Source organism: Stieleria maiorica, assembly GCF_008035925.1.
GTDB classification, from domain to species: Bacteria; Planctomycetota; Planctomycetia; order Pirellulales; family Pirellulaceae; genus Stieleria; species Stieleria maiorica.
The window spans coordinates 5507163-5527953 of the sequence record NZ_CP036264.1 but is presented as its reverse complement, the minus strand read 5'-3'; the positions used below and the strand labels follow the sequence as shown (position 1 = coordinate 5527953).

Here is a 20791-nt window from a genome sequence, read left to right as displayed (position 1 = left end):
CCGAATCTGGTCGAATCTCCTTTGGGTTTTGCCCTCAAAAGCCGTACAATTCGGCCGAAAGGGGCTGATCTACCATTGGTTGGCATGGGATCTGCTCCTTCGGAAACCACCCGGCAGACCGTGCCAGACTTGCTCAGCTATAATACAGGTGTCCGCAGTGACCCGACCTTTTTTAGGAGGACGATTCCCTAAGTGCGTGAACCACATAACGTCAGTGATGACACTCCGGAACGAAGTGTTTTGGCACGCTTGATCCTGCCCGACACACCCGCTCCGGCAGACCCGCTTGAGGAATTGCACGGATTGGCAACCACGGCCGGTACCCAAGTGGTCGGCGAATTGATTCAGCGTCGTGCTTCGGCTGAACACGGCACGTATCTCGGCAAAGGAAAGGTCGAAGAATTACGTCTGCTGGTCGAAAAGACCAAGGCTGACGTGGTGATCTTCGACAACGAACTGACTCCGGGGCAAATCCGAAATCTTGAAAAAGCGATCGGTGCCAAGGTGTTGGACCGGACGGAGTTGATTTTGGACATCTTCGCCGCGGGGGCTCGAACCTATGAATCGCGGTTGGCCGTCGAGTTGGCACAGTTGGAGTACTCGCTTCCACGCTTGAAGCGGATGTGGACTCACCTTTCGCGCCAAGCGATGGGTGTCGGCATGCGGGGCCCCGGCGAAAAGCAATTGGAAGTCGACCGTCGATTGGCCCAGAAACGCATTCATGATTTGAAGCAGGAACTGGGCAAGGTCGAATCCCGTCGTGAGCGCCAAGTCGCTTCGCGCAAAGAGGCGCCGACGGTTTCGTTGGTCGGCTACACCAACGCCGGCAAGAGCACGCTGATGAACGCCTTGACCGCCGCCGGCGTTCAGGCCGAAGACAAGTTGTTTGCCACGTTGGATACCCGCACCCGTCGTTGGTACCTGCCGCATTGGGGCACGGTGTTGCTGAGTGATACGGTCGGATTCATTCGCGATTTGCCGCACTCGTTGGTTGCCAGCTTTAAATCGACGCTGGAAGAGACGCGGCAGGCGGATTTGTTGTTACACGTCGCCGATGCCAGTAACCCGAACGTGTTCGACCAGATTAGCGCCGTGTACAAGGTGCTCAGCGAGTTGGAGATCGAGGAGAAGGACACGCTGCTGGTGCTCAACAAGATCGATGCGATCAAGTCGCCGGCGATGTTGAATCGTGTGCTGGATCGTTACCCGAACGCCGTTCCGGTGAGCGCGAAGAGTGCGAAGGGGATCGAGATGTTGACCGAAGCGGTCGGTGAAGCGCTCGGTCGCGAGTTTCTGGATCTGGACATCGAAGTCGAACCGGGGGACGGAAAGTTGCTGGCGTATTTGGCGGCCAAAGGCGAGATCGTTTCACAGCACTACGGTGCCGATGTCGTCAAGGTCCGCGTCAAGATGCCCGTCGCGGCGATGGGACCGGCACGCAAGTCCGCCGTTTCGATCCGGCCGGCGGGGACCGGGACGTTTGCGCCCCGTGACGCTGCGGTCGAACCCGCCGTCGACACGGCGTCCGTCGATACTCCGGCCACTGACGTCGCCTAATTCGGCGCTGCTACAACAGGACGGTCGCCGTGGCGCACTGGAATCCGAGCGGAAAACTGGCGGTCGTCACCGGCGCCAGCAGCGGCATCGGACGTTGCTTGTCAAAACAGCTCGTCGCGCGTCGCTGCTGTGTGATTGCCGTCGCTCGCCGCGGAGATCGGCTGCAGGAGTTGGCCGACCAGATCGGACGCGATCGTGCCGATGGCATGTTGTTGCCGATCGTCGGCGACGTGACCGACCCCCAGACCCGCGGGCAGATTGAATCGCAGGTTCGCTCGCGCGGCGGGAGATTGGACTTGCTGGTCAATAACGCCGGAATCGGCGGAATCGGGCCTTTCGAACGGGCGACCGAATCGCGGTTGCGGAAGATCATGGAGGTCAACTTCTTCGCCCCTGCCGAGCTGACGCGTCGATTGATGCCGTACTTGAAATCCAGCGGCGATGCCGTGATCTGCAATCTCGGCAGTGTCTTAGGGCATCGGGCGGTCCCGGACAAATCCGAATACTGTGCCAGCAAGTTCGCAATGCACGGATGGAGTGATGCGTTGCGCGCCGAACTGGCCGGGGCGTCGGTCCAGGTGACATTGGTCAGCCCCAGTACGACACGCAGCGAGTTCTTTGACACGTTGGTCGAGTCGGACGCCGGAGCGACCTCCAAGAGTATCGGCAGTTGGCCGGCCGAACGCGTCGCCGCGGCGACGCTGACGGCGATCCGAAAGCGACGTGCCGAAGTCGTGCTCAGCGTGGGCGGAAAGCTGCTCGTGTACGCCGACCGCCTCTGTCCGCCGCTGATGAATTGGCTGTTGCAAAAGCGATCCGGCCAGTAGCGGAAGCCGCCAAGGCTTTCGGGGAGTGGACGAGGCGACGAGTCCATCCGGATGGCCAGCGACGAGGACTCCTCGCGTCGTCCACTACCGTTGCGGAATCTCTAGGCGAAGTGGTCGACGTCGTGGACGACTTGGACCATCGGATTGGCGCCACTGGTACGGAAGTAATCCGGCGCCCAGCGTCGCAGTTCGATCCACATTGCGATCACGGCGATCAACAGGAACACCATGCTCAGGATGAGCATCACGGTGTAAACGCTTGGCGGCTGTTTGCCACCCTCAGTCGATGGAAGTGTCGACACGGTCACCCTCCAAGATAAATCCTTCGCTGTAGTCTTTCATGATCTCGCCGACGGCGCGGTTGGGGGTCGCTTTTAGAACCTTCAATCGTCCGATGTAGCGAGATTTTCGGGTCACTTCCAATTCGTGTCCGGGACGGATCCCGTCATCCATCCCGATCGAAACCTCGGCCAGGCCCTTGGTTCGATTGATGACCAAGACGTTGCCGTTTCGCTCCGGCGGTGCACCATCCAACGGTTCGTTGGGATCGATTCCCAGATGATCGGCGACTTCACGGAAACGTGTCAGCTCTTTTTGCAACGCCAGGTTGCGGGTTTGAAATTCCAACCGGACGCCGCGGGCTTCGTTCAACTTGTCTTGCAGCACCAACGTCTGGGCGAACAGTGCGTCGCGATCTTCCTGCTCCTTGCGAACCTGATCACGCAGTTTCGCGGTCGTGTCGGTCAGTGTTTGCAACTCGGTTGCCCGGATCTTGTCCAGCTGAGCCAAGTTGGAGAGTTCGCCTTCGAGTTTTTGAACCGAGCTGATTCGCAATTGCAATTCTTCTTGCAACTGGTCCAACTGGGTTTGCAAGGCTGCCAAGGCGGTTCGGCGGGCGACTTGCTCGCGGCTGAGTGCCGCTTGAGCACGCTGTTTGGCGTCCTCGAGTTGTTCATTCTCGCGAGAAATTGCCTCAATTCGTTCCTTGTAGCCGCTCGGCCCCAACACGACATCGCGCCAATTGCGATGCGAAGCATTGACCGCCAAGGCCAAGACCATGAAGGACAGGCTGAGCAGGAAAATGATGACGGTAAACGACTTCCCAAGTAAGGTCATTTTAGGGGCTTTCCTTTGACAGGAGCGGTCCGAACACGTTGTCGAATCGGGATGGGAATTGGCGACAAAATGCCGGGTTCATGGGCGACGATAAGCCTGGTGCCCAGGGTGGAATATCCTTGCGGAAACACAGGATGCACTCGCATCGACCGCCATTCCGCACCTCCGGAAGTATAGTTACCGCAAAAATCAAGTGTCAACGAATTCGGCATGAAAACCGCCAATCACCCAGTTTGCCCCAGTTCGGGATGGTGAAATTCTGCCATTCGTCAATTCTGAGCGGGCTGTAAGGGTCGTAGGGAGGGCGGTTATTTGACCGCCAACATCCGCTCCAGTGCGACCAGACTCCACTTGCGAACCTCCTCAGGTACCTCGATCGTGTTGACCGGCGTCCCCTCCCGTAGGTTTTCCAGCGACCAGCACAGGTGCGGCAGGTCGATCCGATACATCGTCGCACACATGCAGACGACGGGGCTGAGGAAATGGATTTCCTGTTCGGGGTGTTCCGCTTTGAGCCGGTTTACCAAGTGCAACTCGGTCCCAATCGCCCATTTGGTCCCCGGCGGACTGTTCTTGACCGTTTTGATGATCAATCCGGTGCTGCCCGAGACGTCGGCCAAATCGTTGACTTCACGTGGGCATTCCGGGTGAACCAAAATCTTGATCCCGGGGTGTTGCTGGCGAAATTGTGCGACATGTTCGGGGCGGAACATCTGGTGGACGCTGCAATGCCCTTTCCACAGGATCACGCGGCTGTCTCGGATCGCCTGTTCCTCGTTGCCGCCGAGTTCCAGTTCATACGGATCCCAGACCGGCATCTGGTCTTCGCCGATCCCCATGGTCAGGGCCGTGTTTCGCCCCAGGTGTTGATCGGGGAAAAAGAAGACACGGTCCCCGCGCTCGAACGCCCACTGGAGCACCGCACGGGCGTTGCTGCTGGTGCAAACGATGCCGCCGTGTTTTCCGCAGAACGCTTTCAAGCTGGCGGCGCTGTTGATGTACGTGACGGGGATCACGCGTTCGGTGTCGATGACGTCCGACATGTCTTCCCAGGCCGCCTCGACCTGCGAGATCGCCGCCATATCGGCCATCGAGCAGCCCGCGGCCATGTCCGGCAAAATGACCCGGACGCGCTGCCCGCCGCGGGCGGCAAGTTTGTCGGGGCGGTTGGCCAGAATGTCGGCCGTTTCGGCCATGAAGTGCACACCGCAAAACACGATCGTCCGACACGTTTCACTTTGGGCGGCCATCTCGGACAACTGATAGCTGTCGCCGCGAAGGTCGGTGTGCTCCACAACTTCGTCCTGCTGGTAATGGTGTCCCAGAATCAACAGCGAATCACCCAACTCTTCGCGCACCGCGGTGATCCTGGCGATCAGCTCTTCATTGGACCGCGTCTTGTAGGGCGCCAGCTCGTGGGCCGATTGGGGGGAGGGGGTAGGGGTGACGGTGGGAAGCGTGGGCGTCGTCAATGGAACTACTTTCTTGTTACTGAAGTCACCAGGAAGTGTGGCAAAACGCAACCTGCATTATAGGGGACTGGCCGAAAAGTTTCGATTCCTGGCCGCGGTTTCGCGACGAAACTCTGGCGGACGCGGCTCTTCAGGAAAGCTGGGGACTTCGATTCCGCTAACCCGTCTTGGGATCAGCCGTTTGGCGCCAGCCTACGGGCCTCCATCGAGGCTGGGGCCCGAACGCAGCTGGGGGCCCGAACGCTTGCGCGACTCGGCTGAGATCACTCGTGTTTCGTCGCCCAATGGTTGCTGTGAGTCGACCATCCATCGCGGAATGATTTCGTTTGAATTCTGAACCACCGCAAAGTCCAGATTTTGTACGGTCCAGGCGGAGCCTGGGAACGAGAAAGATGCCGGGAAGATGACCCGTTCGTTTCACGCCCTGGCGAGTACGTCGGTTGCCCCCGCCATTCGGTAAAGATCACGAAATTCAATAAATGACAGCGGATTCGACCCGATAGGGTTGCAGCTTCGATTCACCCTTCAGGTCGGACAGATGAATCAGGAAGGAACAGCCCAGGATTTCGGCCTCGCAGCGTTCGAGCAGTTTGCAGCACGCCTGCATCGTCCCGCCGGTGGCCAGCAGGTCGTCGACAATGATCACACGTTGACCCGGCAACACGCCGTCAATGTGGACGTGCAATTCGTCACTGCCGTATTCCAGGTCATAGGAGTGCGAATGGGTGTCGAAGGGCAGCTTGCCGGGTTTGCGGATCGGAACGAACCCCGCGTTCAGGTGCAATGCCAAGGGCGCAGCAAAGATGAACCCGCGGGCTTCTGCGGCGGCGACGATGTCGACCGTTTCGCCGTCAAACGGAGCCGCCATCGCCTCGGTCGCCGCTTTGAACGCTTGGGGGTCGAGCAGCAAGGGGGCGATGTCGCGATAGACGATCCCGGGTTTGGGGAAATCGGAGATATCGCGGATGAAACTCTTTAGGTCGATCGTCATCGGAGCGTCTTTGGCGTGTCGGGTTGCGTAGCGCCAAAAGGGTAGCCTGATCGGGCCCCCAGTGGTAGCGGATTGCGCCGACATCGCGTCTGGCTTGGATCATCCCGAGGTGATTCGGCCAGTTGCAATAGATGCCCGCAGCGCGAGCAAGGGGCAAGTCAGACCCCTCGCCTGCGATTCACGCCTGGTACTGTCCCGTTCATTTTCATCGAAAACGACAACATCAACAGGCCGCGAGGGAGTGTCCGCTGTCACGGGACTCCGAAGCGATTTCAATCGTTGCTGGACATCCCGCTGGCGGCCATTCGGCTGGACGCGATCAGGTCGCGGTGGTGATACCACAACCGGTGCAGGGAGATGAACAGGAACGCGTTGGCGACCAACGAGCAGAGCAGGAAGACGTTGACATAGGGGTTGGAACGACCGATCGCACCGGCGGCTCCGCCGATCCCGGCTTGGTCCGCCGGCGGAACGCGATTGCCCAGGCCGCTGGCTTCGTTTGCGCCGTCGCGCGGACGTGTCGCCGGCGCCGAACCCGATGTGGGGACGACTGGTGCAGCCGATTGACCACCGGATACCGCCAGATCGCTGGCGCTTCCCGGCCGTGAGGACGGAGATTCGGACGACAGGCCCAGCCGAGCTCGCTCGGCGTCTAGCCGCGCCAGACGCTCTTCTTCCAACCGCCGCTTTCGACCGATCGTCAACTCCCACTGCGTCTCTTCGTCGACGCGCTGTCCGAAGCGATCCAAGACGTAGCGTTCCTTGTCGATCGGATTACCGTACTTGTCATAGGACCAGGCTCCCGGCGGCAAGCCATCAATATCCTTTTGGCTGAGCCGCGGATCGACATCAGTCGGGCGCGGGGAACTGGCTGCCGCCGAGCCCCAGGGATCGGTTGCCGTTGCTGCCGTGGTGGCCCCGTTCAAGTTGGCAAAACGTGGATCGCTGGTCGGCTGTTCCGCGGTGCCAAACGGTTGCGACGGCGTTCCCAGCGACGGGATCTGCGGGGACGTGAATTGCGTTTGGTTGTTGGACGTGATCGCTGTTTGTGCGGCCGATTGTTGCTTTGCCTGGTGCTCGCGGTAGCCGACGTACAGATCGTTCACAAAGGCTTTGTCACGCATGCGCGGATCGGTCGGTTCGATTCCGAATAAGCGCCCGAGCTGTGCGATCTGGTCGTAGGTCCAGCTGGTCGGCAGCGAGGGGGCTGTGGCGCGGGGATCGGCCGTCTGCGTCGCGGCGGCGGTTGTCGTGGTTGCAGGCAGATTCATCGCGGGCATTCCCAACGATGATCCGCCGACACCGGAGCCGCTCGGCGCTGAAGTGCCGCCGAATTGTCCGGGAAGTGTCAGGTTCTGTTGCGCGGTCGTCCCGGCGGTGTTCTGCCCGAAGGTCTGTCGCGGGACCGTGTTCGAGGGATGTTGCGCGGCCCTGTTGTTGGCGTTGTAAACCGACAGATCGAAATTGGCTTCCTGGGCCGTCGGGGGGCCGAAGACGGGGCGGGTAGGGACGTTGGATGGTTGCGACATGGTCGATGATGAAGCGCCTCCTCGAGCGAATTCGCTGCCGAAGGTGGAGGTGCTGGTTGACGTGTCGCTCTGGTTGGGCAATTGCACTCCCGGCGGCAGACTGCCGAAACCACGCGACGATCCGCCGGTGGTGTTTGTCCCGGCGTTGTTTGATCCACTACCGTTGTCTCGGGCCGCCGCCATCAACTGTGCTTCGCGACTTTGTGGATCCTGCGTTGCGCCGACGGTGGCGATCGTGTTTGGGTTTTGATTGGTTCGCAGATCGTTACGGATCGCCGACGACGTTTGGGCACCGAAGCCGGTGGATTCCACCGGATCGGTCGTTGGACGGGTTTGGCCGGTGCGCGCCAGTTCGCTCAGCCAAGCCCGGTCGCGCGATGACATCGGTTCGGTTGTGGGGCCGCCGGTCCGTGGTCCGACACGCTGGGGGGCCACGCCGCTGGTGAAATTGGGCAATCCGATGGATGAAGATGCGGATCCGCCGGCCCGCTGATCATTTTCCACCCGTCCCTGAGTGGTCTCGCCGAACGCTCCCGAAAGAGATTTCGGAATTTCGAAACCGCCACTGGGACCTTGGGCGACAAGCCCGGTCGGCTCGATTCCCACCATCGAAATCAGTGCGACAACGGCGACCATCAAGCATCGAATGGTTTCGCCCATGACATTCTTCCCTGAACAAACGATTGGACTTCAAATCCGTTTCACGCCAGACCCAATGAACTGAGCTCCAAATGAGACCAACAATACCGAATACGAAACGGCTCAGACGTATTTTCGGCGCGTGTTTCATGACAAGGTAACGGCACCCCCGGGCGAACGTAAAGAGAGGTTTCACGCGCGATCGACGGGCATGCTGCACCGACCCCGTGGGGATTGATACATTGCGATCATTCTGAGAGCGCATTCCTGGCCGGACCTCTTCAGAGGTGCCCCTATTCGGACAACCCTATCTGCCAACTTCCATGAAGCCTTCGCATCTTTCCTATTTTGTGGCCGTCGCCATCCTGGTCGGTTGCGGTTCCACGCCGCCTCCGTCGGTCGACGAAGGGACTCCGGTCCAGGTCCAATTGAACTGGTACCCCGAATCGGAACACGGCGGGTTGTTTCAAGCCCTCGCCGATGGATCCTACGAAACGGCCGGTTTCGCGGTCACCATCCAGCCCGGGGGACGAGCCACCCCGATCGGTCCCGAATTGGCACTCGAGCGGGCACAGTTTGCGATCGCCAACGCGGATGACGTCATCATCTATCGCCAGCAGGGGATCGATGTGGTCGCCGTGATGGCGGCGATGCAGAATCACCCCCGCTGTATCATGGCCCGCAAAGACAGCGGTGTTGAATCCTTTGACGACCTGAAGGGCAAGACGCTGCAGCGTCAGGCCGGTCGGGCGTTCGTCGAATTCATGCGTTCCAAAGGGATTTTGGACGGTGTCCAGGAAGTGCCGTATCACGGCAGCATCGCGTCGCTGGTCGGTGATCCCAACATCGTGATCCAAGCCTACAGCTGTGCCGAACCGCTGCTCGCACAACAGCAGGGCGTACCGGTCAACACCTTGATGGTCAGCGATTTGGGATTCAACCCGTATTCCAGCGTGCTGGTGACGACCGGAAAACTGATTCGCGAGCAGCCGGACTTGGTTCGAAAATTCGTCGATGTCACACGCCAGGGCTGGCGCGACTATTTGACCGAGGGCAGCCAAGGGAACGCCGCGATTTTGAAGGTGAATCAAGAAGGCATGACCGAGGAGGCACTGCTATTCGGTTCCCAGGTCATGCGCGACTTGGCGATGCCCGATGGTGCGACCACCCAAAGCGTCGGCACGATGACAGCCGAACGTTGGAAGGAGCTGTTTGATCAGCTCCAGTCGCTGGATCTGGTCGACGCGGACAAGGTCCGTGTGAAAGAGTGCTACACACTGGAATTTTTGAGGTAGCGGAACGATTGATTCAATCGTTGGGGGAGCAATTGTGACAATTGCTCTTCACTGCAGCTGCGGGGTGTGGGCCGACGGCTATTGCACCGCTGGTTCGTTCGCGGTTGATCGTTTCGACGGACGATCGGACATCAACCCGACATTCCATTCCACCTTCCACTCTCGATCTTTGTAGACCATCTGCTGCAATGAGTCCAAATCCTGGGGGCTGGAGACGTAGCCGTGGACCGACAATCGTTCCTCGGATTGCAGCGGCGGCGCGTGGTACGAGAGAATGACCAGGTCGAACTGCGGCTGGTCTTGCAATTGGGAACGCAAGCGGTTCGCCTCGCGGACGCGGGCGCGCGTGTCGTGCAGTCCGTTTCGGTAGGAGTCCCAACCGATAAAAATTCCCGTCACCGTCGCGACCACGATCACCGCGGTCATGATGCGACGCTCGCTCCGTCTCGTGTTGCCGCGGCGGAAGATCCAGACGACGGCTTCAAAAATCGCGATCCCAAACGTCGCTCCAAAACCGAGCGCGGCCACCGGTCCGAACAGGTAGTGCCCCAATCCCACGAGCAACAAGTTCAGAACCGTCGCAGCGACGCAAATGATCAATCGAAAACGCGCTGATTGCATTGAAACTACACCGATCTCTCCACTCCGCGAATGTATCGCAGACCCATCGACTCGCCCTGCCGGGGCACTGCATGCTGATTCGGCATGCTGCTGGTCCGGCTCGCCGCGAAACACGATCGCGCAAAGCGGGCACTCAAGAAAGGGAACGCGTGAACCATGCCCCACCACCGCACCCGGCGCACGTTCGATGTGGTCAAATCGTTAAAAAAACGCGGCACAGACGTCGTTTCAGTCCGCTCACAACGCTTCAAAGAGGGGGCCAGGCCCCCGTCGCAACCGCGCTGAGGGGAAACGGTCACGCAATGTCACCTTGCCTCGACGCCGGTCACCGTCCCAAGTAGGCGTCGATTTGTTCGGCTTTGCGAAGCAGGTACGGTATGTGTTGCTCGGTGGTTTTGACCAACCGCGATAGCTGACGCAACTGCTCGCTGAATTCGCCCGCGAACTTTCGTTGTTGTTCGTCGCGCCAGGTTTGTTCGAGCTGGTTCATCTGGGTGCCGAGTGCCGTCGATCGCTCTTTGAGTTCTTCAACAAAGCGATGCAGGTGAGATGCGAATTGTCGGAGCTGTTCGGGGTCGACGACGGCTTGATTCATGGCTTGGATCTCAGGGCTTGGATTGTGAACCGGTCTCTTGGAGGCGTTTGAGGTGTGCGTGGTATTGATGTCCGGTGGCATCAAGGGAGTGTTTGTCGGCCAAGTCGCAGAGCAGTTTTAAACTGGCCAGACGTAACGTGTCGGGGGCGACGACGGATCTTCGCAGCGCCACGGCACGCAACTCCTTCATCGCCGGCAAGTCTTTGCCGAGTGCGAGCAGGCATCGCGCGCGAAGAAAGTGTGCCTGAGGTGAAAATTCGTCGAGTTCCAACAGGTGTCCCGCGTCGGCAAACGCCTCTTCAAACATTTCTGCGTCGAACTTCGCGTCGGCCATTGCCAACCGCAGTTGGACCTGAGACGGGTCGCGCGCTAGCCGAGCCTGGCAGACCTCGATCCGTCGCATCGCCCAGTCGCCACGGCTGCGTTCGAGTTCACGATCGGCTTCGGGCGTTTTTAAACGCGACGCCAGATCACTGACCTCACGGTATTGTTGCAGCGACCGAGCCAGGATCGCCTCTTCTAATTGAAACGTGATCCGTTCCTCGTCCGGGAAAATCTCGGTCGCCTGCTGCAGCAAACGCTTGGCTTCCAGCGGTCGATGCTCGCTGCGATAGATGGCGGCGAGTTCCAGAAAGCCATCCAGGTCCGTCGGATTGGCCTTCAGCTTGTGTTCCAGCTCTTGGCGGCGCTCCAGCCGGACGGTGCGATGGTGTTCCCGCTGCTCGTCGTCCAGGTCGTCGTGCGATCCGGGGACGTTTTTTCGCAACAGCTCACCGGGGCTGACCGGACGCCACCGTCCGCCGTCGAGCGGGCTGAGGTTGGGATTGCCTGATTCGACGAAGCTTTCTTTGGATTCCGATGAGGGCCCCGCAGAGGAAGCGGTTTTTGAATCGGAATCGGACATCGGATCCCCGCGCTGCGAAAGAAAAGCGTGTCGCGGCGGACAACCGCGCCCGCCTTCCAGTTTGAACGCAATCACGGCTGGATGCAAATCCGCGGCCGAATGAAAAACCGCGGCCGGCGGGATCGGCTTCCAGCCGGTCGCGATTCAACCTCAACACGTCCAGGAATCGTTAAAACGTCGCTACCTTCGCCAGAAGGTGGCCTCCCGAAAAATTCCACGCACTGGCGAGCGTAGCTCCGTTCGTGGATCGCAGTCCAGCGAGCGCGGTCGCGGGGGGGCCATGCCGGACACTACCAGGGCGCTCGGATGTAGTAGTACCCGAACTGGTCGGTGTGACTGGGCCAAGGCGGCGTCGGTCGGAACGCGCCGTGGGCAGCGGCTCCATGGCCCGGTGCGTTGCGACCGAACTGCGACCCGATCGGGTACATCAAGTTCTGGCTGACGCCCCAGGAGTACGTCTGACGCATGTTGGCGGTCGGTGGAACCACCACGGCCAGCGGCTGTCCCCAGCTCTGGTGATAGTAACTTCCATGCCATGGGTGGCTGACCGGAGGGCTCTTTTGAAAGATCCCCGGCCCGCCGGCGGTGGCGTTGGATTGCGCGGCAATCTGGACGGTCGCCAGACACGCGACGAGGACGAGCAGCTTACGCATGGGTTTATCTCGGTGGGTGGAGAGTGATGTGGTTCAGTGGTGTCCGGCCGAACCGGATCAACGCGGCAATCGCAATTTGTTCCAGTACAGATTGCTCATCGCGCGTCGGACCGGCGGATAGCCGTAATGCACTTTCGTGCGATTGATGCCTCGACCGTTGTCGTAGATGTTGTGGTACCGGTCGTGATGCTTGTACAGGAATTCGTGCGGGTACAGCGGCTGGTAGGTGTTGAACGTGTGGCCGACGAAGTGCGGCACGGGCAACGGCGAGACGTACATTTGGGCGTTGGCCGTGTTGCAATTGCCGCCGGAGTAAAAGTTGTAGAACAGGTCCTGGTGATCGTATTGGCGGTTTTGGCAAATGGCGCCGTCCAATCCGCCGCATCCTCCGGCGAGTTTTCCCAGCAGCCCTCCGCCACCGGTGCCGATCCCGCATTCGCCGCCGACACACACGCCGCCCCCATCGGCTTGGCAACTGCTGCAGCTGCCGTCCCCGATCGACGCCGAGGCCAAATCGCCGATGTACCCGCCTTCGGCCGGCAGGGCGGTGTCGCTGACGATCTGGCTGGAAACGATAAACGATTCAGTTTGCGCCTGGGCGTTTGCGACCGAAGCGAATAGGCAGAGCACCGCGGCGGCGGCAATGATGTGTTTTGTCAGTCGAAGTTTCATCCGGTGGTTCCTCCGAACCCGTATTTCAGCCATTGATTCCGTTCTTGCCCGACCGCCCAGTGCGGTTCGTCGCTGACAATCCGTGTCGGCGACCGCAGGCCACCCGGGACGGGGACGTCCACGGACGGCCGGCCGGATGCGGGCATTCACCCTTCACTCGGTTCTCTTCTTCGGCGCACCGTCCGCCGTCGCGATAGCTCGCCGCCTGGCGCTGGCGATTTCGGATCAATGCTCAGCACCGCTAGCACCGCTGCCGATCGTAATTGCCATTCGACCCGGCCAACCGTTAAAGTCCTCCCGTCGCGGCGGCCGTTGGTGTTGGAGTTTCGCCTTGAGGCGATTCCTGGTCGCAGCGTCGCAGCGAGGGGCGGTCGCCTGCCGCCCCCGCTTGTCGCCCTAGAATTTTCGCCCTATCTACCCTAACTTGAGCAAATCGGCGTGACCGTGCGGCCGATGGAGAAGGTGGAGATCACGGCCAATCATTTGAGTACAAGGACCCCTATCGCGTGGCAAAACGTCGTCCCCGCAAGCAATCGGAAAAGAACGGAAAGTCGTTGTTTGACGCCGTCGAAGACTCGCTCTTGACGGCGGTCCCGCTGCGCCAAGCCGCCCAGGAACGCTACCTCAACTACTCCCTGTCGGTGATCACCAGTCGCGCGCTGCCGGACGTGCGGGATGGGCTGAAACCTGTCCAGCGCCGCATCTTGTACACGATGCACCAGCAGGGACTCTCCAGCACGGCCAAGCACCGCAAGTGTGCCAAGGTCGTCGGCGACGTGATGGGTAATTACCACCCCCACGGCGACAGCTCGATCTACGAAGCCCTGGTCCGGATGGCGCAGCCGTTTGCCATGCGGATGCCGCTGGTCGACGGCAGTGGCAACTTCGGCAGCGTCGACGGCGACAATGCCGCGGCGATGCGTTACACCGAATGTCGGATGACCCCGGTCGCCGGTGAAGTCCTGGCCGATCTGGCCACCCGCACCGTCGCCTACAAGGCCAACTATGACGGCAGCCGCGAAGAACCCGTCGTGCTGCCGAGCCGCCTGCCCAACCTGTTGCTCAACGGCGCCACCGGAATCGCCGTCGGGATGGCCACCAACATCCCGCCGCACAACCTGCGCGAGATCTGTAACGCGCTGCTGAAATTGTTGCGTGATCCGGAGGTCAAGGATTACCAGCTGGTCGCCAACGACGCCGTCCAGGCCCCCGATTTCCCCACCGGCGGGCAGATCATCAACACCAAGGAAGAACTCCGCGAGATCTATCAGACCGGCCAAGGCACGATCAAGCTGCGCGGCACCATCAAACCGGGGGCCAAGAGCCGTGCGGGAAAGGTCATGCAGATCGACTCGATCCCCTACACCGTCAACAAAGCCCTGCTGGTCGAACGGATCAGCGAACTGGTCTTCGACGGAAAACTGCCGCTGGTCACCGAAGTGCGGGATCTGTCGACCGACGAAATCCGCATCGATCTGTTGCTAAAAAAAGACGCCGATGAAAACAAAGTGCTGGCGTTCCTGTACAAGCACACGGACTTTCAAAAGAATTTCAACGTCAACCTGACCTGCCTGGTCCCCACCGAAAACCCCGAACTGGGAACCCCCGAGCGACTCTCGCTCAAAGAGATGCTGTGGCACTTCCTGCACTTTCGCTTGGAAGTCGTCACCCGCCGCCTGGAAAACGAACTGGCATCGCTGGAGCGACGCATTCATATCCTGGAAGGATTCGCGTTGATCTTCGATGCCCTGGATCAGATCATCAAAATCATTCGCCAGTCGGACGGAAAAGCGGACGCGGCGGAGAAGATCATGAAGCGGTTCCCGGCCAGCAAAGGCGGCTTGGACGCCGAGCAGACCGACGCGATTCTGGAATTAAAGCTGTATCGTCTGGCGCGTCTGGAAATCAATCTGATCCTGGACGAGCTGAAGGACAAAAAGAAACGCGCCCGCCAGATCCGCAAACTGCTGAGCGAAGACACCAAAGACACCAACGCCTCGGGACGCTGGAAAATCGTTCGCGAGGAAATCGAGGGGCTGGTCGAACAATACGGGCGCGACGCGTCAAGCCGTCGACGCACCGCCATCAACACCATCGATGACGAAGTCGAATACTCCGCCGAAGACTTTATCGTCGCCGAAAACTGTCACGTCCTGGTCACCAAAGACGGCTGGATCAAACGGCAAAAACAGATCGTCGATCCCTCCAAAAGCCGGCTTCGTCAAGGCGATGCGGTGCTCGCCTGCGTCGGCGGCAGCACCCGCGCGACGTTGGGCCTGTTCTCCTCACTCGGCGTCTGTTACACGACCCGCTTCATCGACATCCCCGCGTCGACCGGATTCGGCGAACCGATTCAAAAGCTGTTCAAGATGAAGGACGGCGAACGCATCATCGCGGCCATTTCGTTCGACCCGCGACGGATCGGCCAGATCCACGAAGACCCCAAACACCCTGACTATTGCCCCGAGATCCACGGTTTTGCCGCGTCAAGTAACGGGTACGCCTTGCGATTCGGGCTGGCTCCCTTTGCCGAACCGTCCACCCGCAGCGGTCGCCGCTACGCCCGCGTCGCCGGCGACGCTGCGATCGTCGATGTCGTCGCCATCACCGGCAGCGAGATCATCTTGGCCGTCTCGGCCAATTGCCGTGCGATCATTTGTGAATCCGAAGAGATCAATTACCTGTCCGGTGCCGGCAAAGGCGTGATGCTGATCCGACTAGCCGGTGACGATCGGTTGCTGGGGTTCAAAGCCAGCACGGGCGATCGAGATCTGATGACGATCGAGACCAACCGCGGCGCGCAGAAAACCGTCTCGACCGCCAAATACCGTGTCACCAGCCGCGGCGGCAAAGGCGTCGAACTGCAAAAGAACGGCAAGATCGCCAAGATCATTTCGCCGCCGGTCGCGGCCCCCGAGCCGTTCGAAGACGATTGAATTTCACAAGTTTCAAGTTTCAAGTTTCAAGTTCCCGTGTTCGTGGAACATGAGTTTTTATGTCAGCAATCGCGACCAAAACGAATTACAACGCCGATGCCATCGTCGCACTCGAAGGCCTGGATCCGGTCCGCAAACGCCCGGGCATGTACATCGGTGGCGTCGGCAGTGCAGGGTTGCACCATCTGATCTGGGAAATCGTTGACAACTCCGTTGACGAAGCGATGAACGGCCACGCCAGTGAGATCGTGGTCACGCTTCACAACGACGGCCAGACGATTTCGGTTGCCGACAACGGCCGCGGCATCCCGGTCGACAAGCACCCCAAGACGAAGAAACCGGCACTGGAAATGGTGCTGACGATTTTGCACGCCGGGGGAAAATTCGAAGGTCAAAACTACAAGACCGCCGGCGGTCTGCACGGCGTGGGCGCGTCGGTCGTCAACGCGCTCAGCAAAGAATTGACGGCGGTCGTCCGTCGCGACGGCGCGCAGTACAAGATGGAATTCGAACGCGGCAAGCCGACGTCCAGACTGAAGAAACTGAAAGGCGCCGTTCGCGGCAGCGGGACCACGATCACGTTCACGCCCGATCCGCAAATCTTTCCCAAAACCAGCTTCGATTCGGCGATCATCCGCGCCCGCTTGGAAACGGCCAGCTTCCTGCACCGCGGCGTCAAAGTGACCTATGTCGATGAAGTCGCCAAGACGAAAGAATCATTCGTCCACGAACACGGCATCGTCGACTACCTGAAAAAAGTCCTCAAGGAACGCAAGGCGCGGCCGATTCATGAGGCACCGTTCAGCCACTCGGTCGACGACGACATGCGAATCGAAGTCGTCTTGCAGTGGACCGAATCGACCGACGAACACGTCCGCAGCTACGTTAATGGAATCCCGACCGGCAGTGGCGGGACCCACGAAAACGGCTTCCGCAGCGGACTGAATAAGGCCGTGCGGAACTACATCGACACACACAACCTGACACCCCGCGGCGTCAAGATCACCCACGAAGACATCCGCGAAGGGATGGTCGGGATCGTCTCGGTCTTTGTCAGCGAACCGCAGTTCCAAGGCCAAACCAAAGACCGCTTGAACAACCCCGAAGTTCAGGGCATGGTCGAAGCCGCGGTGCGTGGCGAGATCGAACAGTGGATGAACAGCAATCGGTCCATCGCCGATTCCATCATCGCCCGGATCATCGCCGCCGCCCGCGCCCGTGCCGCCTCCCGCGCCGCTTCCGAAGCCGTCTCACGCAAGGGCGGCGCCAAACGCACCATGCTGCCGGGCAAGCTGAGTGATTGTTTGTCGGGCGGGAAAATGGAGTCCGAACTGTTCATCGTCGAAGGGGACTCCGCCGGCGGCAGTGCGAAACAGGGCCGAGACCGGAATTACCAGGCCATCCTGCCGCTCCGCGGCAAAGTCCTGAACACCGAAAGCGCGACGCTGAAGAAGATTCTGGACAACAAAGAAATCCAGGACGTCGTCGCCTCACTGGGATGCGGCATTGGACCCAAAATGGACATCGGCGGACTGCGGTATGGACGCATCATCCTGTTGGCCGATGCCGATTCCGACGGGCACCATATCACGACGCTGTTGTTGACGTTCTTTTACCGTCACATGCCCCAATTGATCTCCGACGGTCGGCTGTTCATCGCCGTGCCGCCGCTGTACCGGATCGATCTCGGTAAAGAAACCTATTGGGCCAAGGACGACGCCCACCGCGAAGAGATTTTGGAGAAACATGCCGGTCGGGCCAAGCCGGAAATCACCCGCTTTAAAGGCCTGGGCGAAATGATGCCCAAAGTGCTTTGGCAAACCACCCTCGACCCCGCCCAACGTCAGCTACTGCGCGTCGAAGTCGATGACCAATTGGAAACCGACCGCGTGATCAGCGACCTGATGGGACGCGACGCGTCAGCCCGCTTCCGCTTCATCATGGAACGCGCCGCCGATGCCGAGGTGGATGTTTAGGGGCTTGGGGGAGAAGGATGGCAGAATGATGAGGGGCAGAATGATGGGTGTTTGGAATCAAGTTGCGGAAAAGTGATCGGGGAATGTCTCGTATCATTCTGCCCCGTATTATTCTGTCTTCCCACTGTCTGACGCCACCACAGCATCGCGCCGCGTTCAAGTCTTCAGTTTCTCTCCCAGTCGCAGCAACTCCACGACCGCGCCGGCCGCTTCGTCGCCTTTATTGCCCACCGTTCCGCCGCTGCGTTGGAGCGCTTGTTCCAGCGTGTTGCAGGTCAATAGGCCGAAGCCGATCGGTTTGCGCGTCTGAACGCCCAATTGCATGATCGCATCACTGACGCTGCGGTTGATGTGTTCATCGTGCGTCGTTTCGCCTTTGATCACACACCCCAACGTGACAACGCCCAGCACTTCCTTTCGGTCCAGGGCGTTCGCGGCGACCATGACCAGTTCCCAGGCGCCGGGGACGCGGAGGATTTCCAGGTCATCTTGGGCAAACCCGGCGCGGGTCAACGTGTCGACACTTCCGCGGACCAGCGAATCACAAATGCCTTCGTTATAGCGGCTGGCGATGATGACAATTTTCCCGGAGGGAAGTTTGCCGTCGATACCCGTCATCTCAGTCAACATCCTTCACACTCAGCAAAAACTCGGCGTTGTTTTGTGTTTTTCGCAACCGTTTGATCAAATCGTCCATGGCGTCGACCGGCGAGACTTCGGCCAGGCCGCGGCGCAGTGCGGAAATCCGCTTGAATTCCTCCTTGTCCAGCAACATCTCTTCGCGGCGTGTTCCGCTGCGGCTGATGTCGATCGCCGGCCAGATCCGCCGGTCGACCAATGATCGGTCCAAGACGATTTCCAGGTTTCCGGTCCCCTTGAATTCTTCAAAGATCACGTCGTCCATCTTGCTGCCGGTGTCGACCAAGGCCGTGGCGATGATCGTCAACGATCCGCCTTCTTCGGTCTTTCGTGCCGAGCCGAAAATCGACTTGGGTTTCTGCATCGCGCCGGCATCCAAGCCGCCGCTGAGCAGTTTGCCGGTCGATTCACCGTCGCTATTGTGGGCGCGGGCCAGACGCGTGATCGAATCGAGGAACACGACCACATCGACTCCGGCTTCGACCATCCGCTTGGCTTTTTCGATCACCATCTGTGCGACCTGGATGTGTCGCTGGGCGGGTTCGTCAAAGGTGCTGCTGATGACTTCGCACTGTGGCCCGCGGACTTCGCGTTCCATGTCGGTGACTTCTTCCGGGCGTTCGTCGATCAACAGGATGAAGACGTAGGCTTCGGGGTAATTCGTCAACACGGCTCGCGCCATGTTTTGCATCAAGACGGTTTTGCCGGCCCGCGGCGGGCTGACGATCAAACCGCGTTGTCCGAAACCGATCGGCGTCAGCATGTCGACCACGCGGGTCGACATCTCGCCGCCTTCGTGTTCCATCATGATGCGGCGATCGGGATGCAGCGGCGTCAGTTCTTCAAACGGGATTGACGCGTTGCGTTGTGACGGATCGCGACGGTTGATCGCCTCGATTCGCAGCAGCGCGAAGTAGCGTTCGTTTTCTTTGGGCGGGCGAATCTGGCCGGCGACGTGGCTGCCGGTTTGCAGCCCGAAGCGGCGGATCTGGCTGGGCGAAACGTAAATGTCGTCAGGGCAGGAGACGTAGTGGTGCTTGCTGCTGCGCAAGAATCCGAACCCGTCGGGCAGGATTTCCAAGGTGCCTTCGCCATACATCAGCCCGCCGACTTTCATGCGGTGCTTCAAAATGGCAAAGATCAGCTCCTGCTTGGACATCTGGTCGAAGTCCGGGATGCCTTCCTCGCGCGCCATGTCCAGCAGCGTGGTGTCGCTGAGCTCTTGCAGTTGCGACAGGTTCAATTGGGGGCCGTCGTCGCCCGACGGGATCCCCACGCGTTTGCCGACTTTGGTCGCCTCGCTGACGATTTCTTCGGGCAGCGACAGCGGATCGCGTTCCGCGTCGAGCTCCCGGATCCGTCGATCGACGACTTTGTCGGGGTGTCGTTGTTGGCGTTGGCGGCGTTGACCGGAATACTCACGGGATCCGCCATGACGTTTGGAGCCGCGGTTGTCACCGCGGTGTTCGTCGCCCGAAGGCCGATTGGATTGCATGGTTCTGGCGCCCGGGGAGGACGCATGGGAAGAAGAAGAGTGGGGGAGTCTGGCAGCAAACTGCAACGAGGAGGGAGGCAGGAGGAGGTGTCGAACCGTCCGGTGGAGCCGGCCCAACGGTGGAGGGTAACGGAAAGGTTAGCATCGGCGAAAGCTCGCCGACCACTTTCCTGGCACCGATTCAGGAATTCGTCTCGCGGTCGGACGTGCAGTGACGCTTTGCAGGCGGCGAATTCGCAGCCGTTTTTGCGTCGCCACGTGAAATCATTCTAGCGAGATGCGCCCACTGTAAACGCAGATTTTGATGCAAAGCGTCTAAGGTGGCGTCATTGCGCATAACGAGATTGCTGAGTCGGCATTTCGTCTCTATCGGCATCTGATTGGCTTCGCGCCGATCCAATTCTTCGGCGTCCCAGCCGCGTTTTCTACTGCGACGCAACCGATTGTCGCGTGTCGCGTCGACACACCAAATCTGGTCGCAGCTGCGATCCCAGCCGGATTCGAACAGCAGCGGCACGTCCAACAACGCGACCTTCTTTCCATGGTCAGCCGCCTCGGCGATCCGCCGCTGAATTTCCTGGCGTGTGAGCGGGTGCAGCACCGATTCGAGGAACGCAAGGTTTTCCCGTTTTACCGAATCGTTACCAAACACCAAATCGGCCAGTGCGGATCGGTCGATCGCTCCGTCCGGGGCCAAAATCCCGTCACCGAATCGGGCTGAAAGCGTCGCGACGACATCGGGTCGGCCCAGGAATTGGCGGGCGATCAGATCGGCATTGATCCACTCCGCCCCCAGCGAGGCGAGGAATTCGGCGGCCGAGGATTTTCCGCCGGCCGGCGATCCGACGATTCCCAGAATCAACATCGCAATCCG

18 protein-coding genes are annotated in these 20791 nt (G+C 59.9%); 5 read left to right on the top strand and 13 right to left on the bottom strand.

Annotated elements, in window-relative coordinates; all coding sequences use genetic code 11:
• Positions 1-192: 192 nt before the first annotated feature.
• Together hflX and Mal15_RS18810 are read left to right on the top strand one after the other, a co-directional pair.
• Positions 193-1557, top strand: coding sequence for a GTPase HflX (gene hflX, locus Mal15_RS18815; protein WP_147869187.1), 1365 nt, complete (start codon positions 193-195; stop codon positions 1555-1557).
• A 29-nt stretch (positions 1558-1586) separates the two neighbouring features.
• Positions 1587-2384, top strand: coding sequence for an SDR family NAD(P)-dependent oxidoreductase (locus tag Mal15_RS18810; RefSeq protein WP_147869186.1), 798 nt, complete (start codon positions 1587-1589; stop codon positions 2382-2384).
• A gap of 101 nt (positions 2385-2485) precedes the next feature.
• Here Mal15_RS18810 and Mal15_RS18805 read toward each other — a convergent pair whose 3' ends face one another.
• From Mal15_RS18805 to Mal15_RS18785, 5 genes are all read right to left on the bottom strand, one after another.
• Positions 2486-2686 (bottom strand): hypothetical protein, encoded by a 201-nt coding sequence (locus Mal15_RS18805; protein WP_147869185.1) that lies wholly within the window; start codon positions 2684-2686, stop codon positions 2486-2488.
• Positions 2664-3500, bottom strand: coding sequence for a hypothetical protein (locus Mal15_RS18800; RefSeq protein ID WP_147869184.1), 837 nt, complete (start codon positions 3498-3500; stop codon positions 2664-2666). The genes Mal15_RS18805 and Mal15_RS18800 overlap by 23 nt, the downstream gene beginning before the upstream one ends.
• A 308-nt stretch (positions 3501-3808) precedes the next feature.
• Positions 3809-4912: a quinolinate synthase NadA gene (gene nadA, locus Mal15_RS18795; RefSeq protein ID WP_233903558.1), complete on the bottom strand. Its 1104-nt coding sequence runs from the start codon at positions 4910-4912 to the stop codon at positions 3809-3811.
• Positions 4913-5444: 532 nt separating this feature from the next.
• Positions 5445-5963: an adenine phosphoribosyltransferase gene (locus tag Mal15_RS18790; RefSeq protein ID WP_147869182.1), complete on the bottom strand. Its 519-nt coding sequence runs from the start codon at positions 5961-5963 to the stop codon at positions 5445-5447.
• A gap of 272 nt (positions 5964-6235) precedes the next feature.
• Positions 6236-8152, bottom strand: a complete 1917-nt coding sequence (locus Mal15_RS18785; protein WP_147869181.1) for a hypothetical protein — start codon at positions 8150-8152, stop codon at positions 6236-6238.
• Between the two features lie 302 nt (positions 8153-8454).
• On the opposite strand from Mal15_RS18785, the gene Mal15_RS18780 reads away from it, so the two are divergent.
• The gene (locus Mal15_RS18780; RefSeq protein WP_147869180.1) at positions 8455-9426 is read left to right on the top strand and encodes an ABC transporter substrate-binding protein; all 972 of its coding nucleotides are present in this window, start codon (positions 8455-8457) and stop codon (positions 9424-9426) included.
• Positions 9427-9504: 78 nt separating this feature from the next.
• On the opposite strand, the gene Mal15_RS18775 is transcribed toward Mal15_RS18780, so the two are convergent.
• The 5 genes from Mal15_RS18775 to Mal15_RS18755 all read right to left on the bottom strand — a co-directional run bounded on the left by Mal15_RS18775 (position 9505) and on the right by Mal15_RS18755 (position 12871).
• Complete coding sequence (locus tag Mal15_RS18775; RefSeq protein ID WP_147869179.1) at positions 9505-10047, bottom strand: hypothetical protein; 543 nt, start codon at positions 10045-10047, stop codon at positions 9505-9507.
• 325 nt (positions 10048-10372) lie between these two features.
• A complete protein-coding gene (locus Mal15_RS18770; RefSeq protein ID WP_145387697.1) occupies positions 10373-10642 on the bottom strand; it encodes a WXG100 family type VII secretion target in 270 nt (89 codons plus the stop codon).
• Between the two features lie 10 nt (positions 10643-10652).
• Positions 10653-11546 (bottom strand): tetratricopeptide repeat protein, encoded by an 894-nt coding sequence (locus Mal15_RS18765; protein WP_199773683.1) that lies wholly within the window; start codon positions 11544-11546, stop codon positions 10653-10655.
• Positions 11547-11836: 290 nt separating this feature from the next.
• The gene (locus Mal15_RS18760; protein WP_147869178.1) at positions 11837-12199 is read right to left on the bottom strand and encodes a hypothetical protein; all 363 of its coding nucleotides are present in this window, start codon (positions 12197-12199) and stop codon (positions 11837-11839) included.
• Positions 12200-12256: 57 nt separating this feature from the next.
• Positions 12257-12871, bottom strand: a complete 615-nt coding sequence (locus tag Mal15_RS18755; protein WP_233902876.1) for a hypothetical protein — start codon at positions 12869-12871, stop codon at positions 12257-12259.
• Between the two features lie 506 nt (positions 12872-13377).
• Between Mal15_RS18755 and Mal15_RS18750 the strand changes: the two genes are divergently transcribed.
• Positions 13378-15807 (top strand): DNA gyrase/topoisomerase IV subunit A, encoded by a 2430-nt coding sequence (locus Mal15_RS18750; RefSeq protein ID WP_147869176.1) that lies wholly within the window; start codon positions 13378-13380, stop codon positions 15805-15807.
• Between the two features lie 59 nt (positions 15808-15866).
• Positions 15867-17783, top strand: a complete 1917-nt coding sequence (locus Mal15_RS18745) for a DNA gyrase/topoisomerase IV subunit B (RefSeq protein WP_147869175.1) — start codon at positions 15867-15869, stop codon at positions 17781-17783.
• Between the two features lie 156 nt (positions 17784-17939).
• Here Mal15_RS18745 and ribH read toward each other — a convergent pair whose 3' ends face one another.
• The 3 genes from ribH to coaE all read right to left on the bottom strand — a co-directional run bounded on the left by ribH (position 17940) and on the right by coaE (position 20782).
• The gene (gene ribH, locus Mal15_RS18740; protein ID WP_390623538.1) at positions 17940-18410 is read right to left on the bottom strand and encodes a 6,7-dimethyl-8-ribityllumazine synthase; all 471 of its coding nucleotides are present in this window, start codon (positions 18408-18410) and stop codon (positions 17940-17942) included.
• Positions 18403-19917, bottom strand: coding sequence for a transcription termination factor Rho (gene rho / locus Mal15_RS18735; RefSeq protein WP_147869173.1), 1515 nt, complete (start codon positions 19915-19917; stop codon positions 18403-18405). Before rho ends, ribH begins: the two co-directional genes overlap by 8 nt.
• Positions 19918-20098: 181 nt before the next feature.
• On the bottom strand, positions 20099-20782 hold the full coding sequence (gene coaE / locus Mal15_RS18730; RefSeq protein ID WP_147869172.1) for a dephospho-CoA kinase: 684 nt from the start codon (positions 20780-20782) through the stop codon (positions 20099-20101).
• Between the last annotated feature and the right edge of the window lie 9 nt (positions 20783-20791).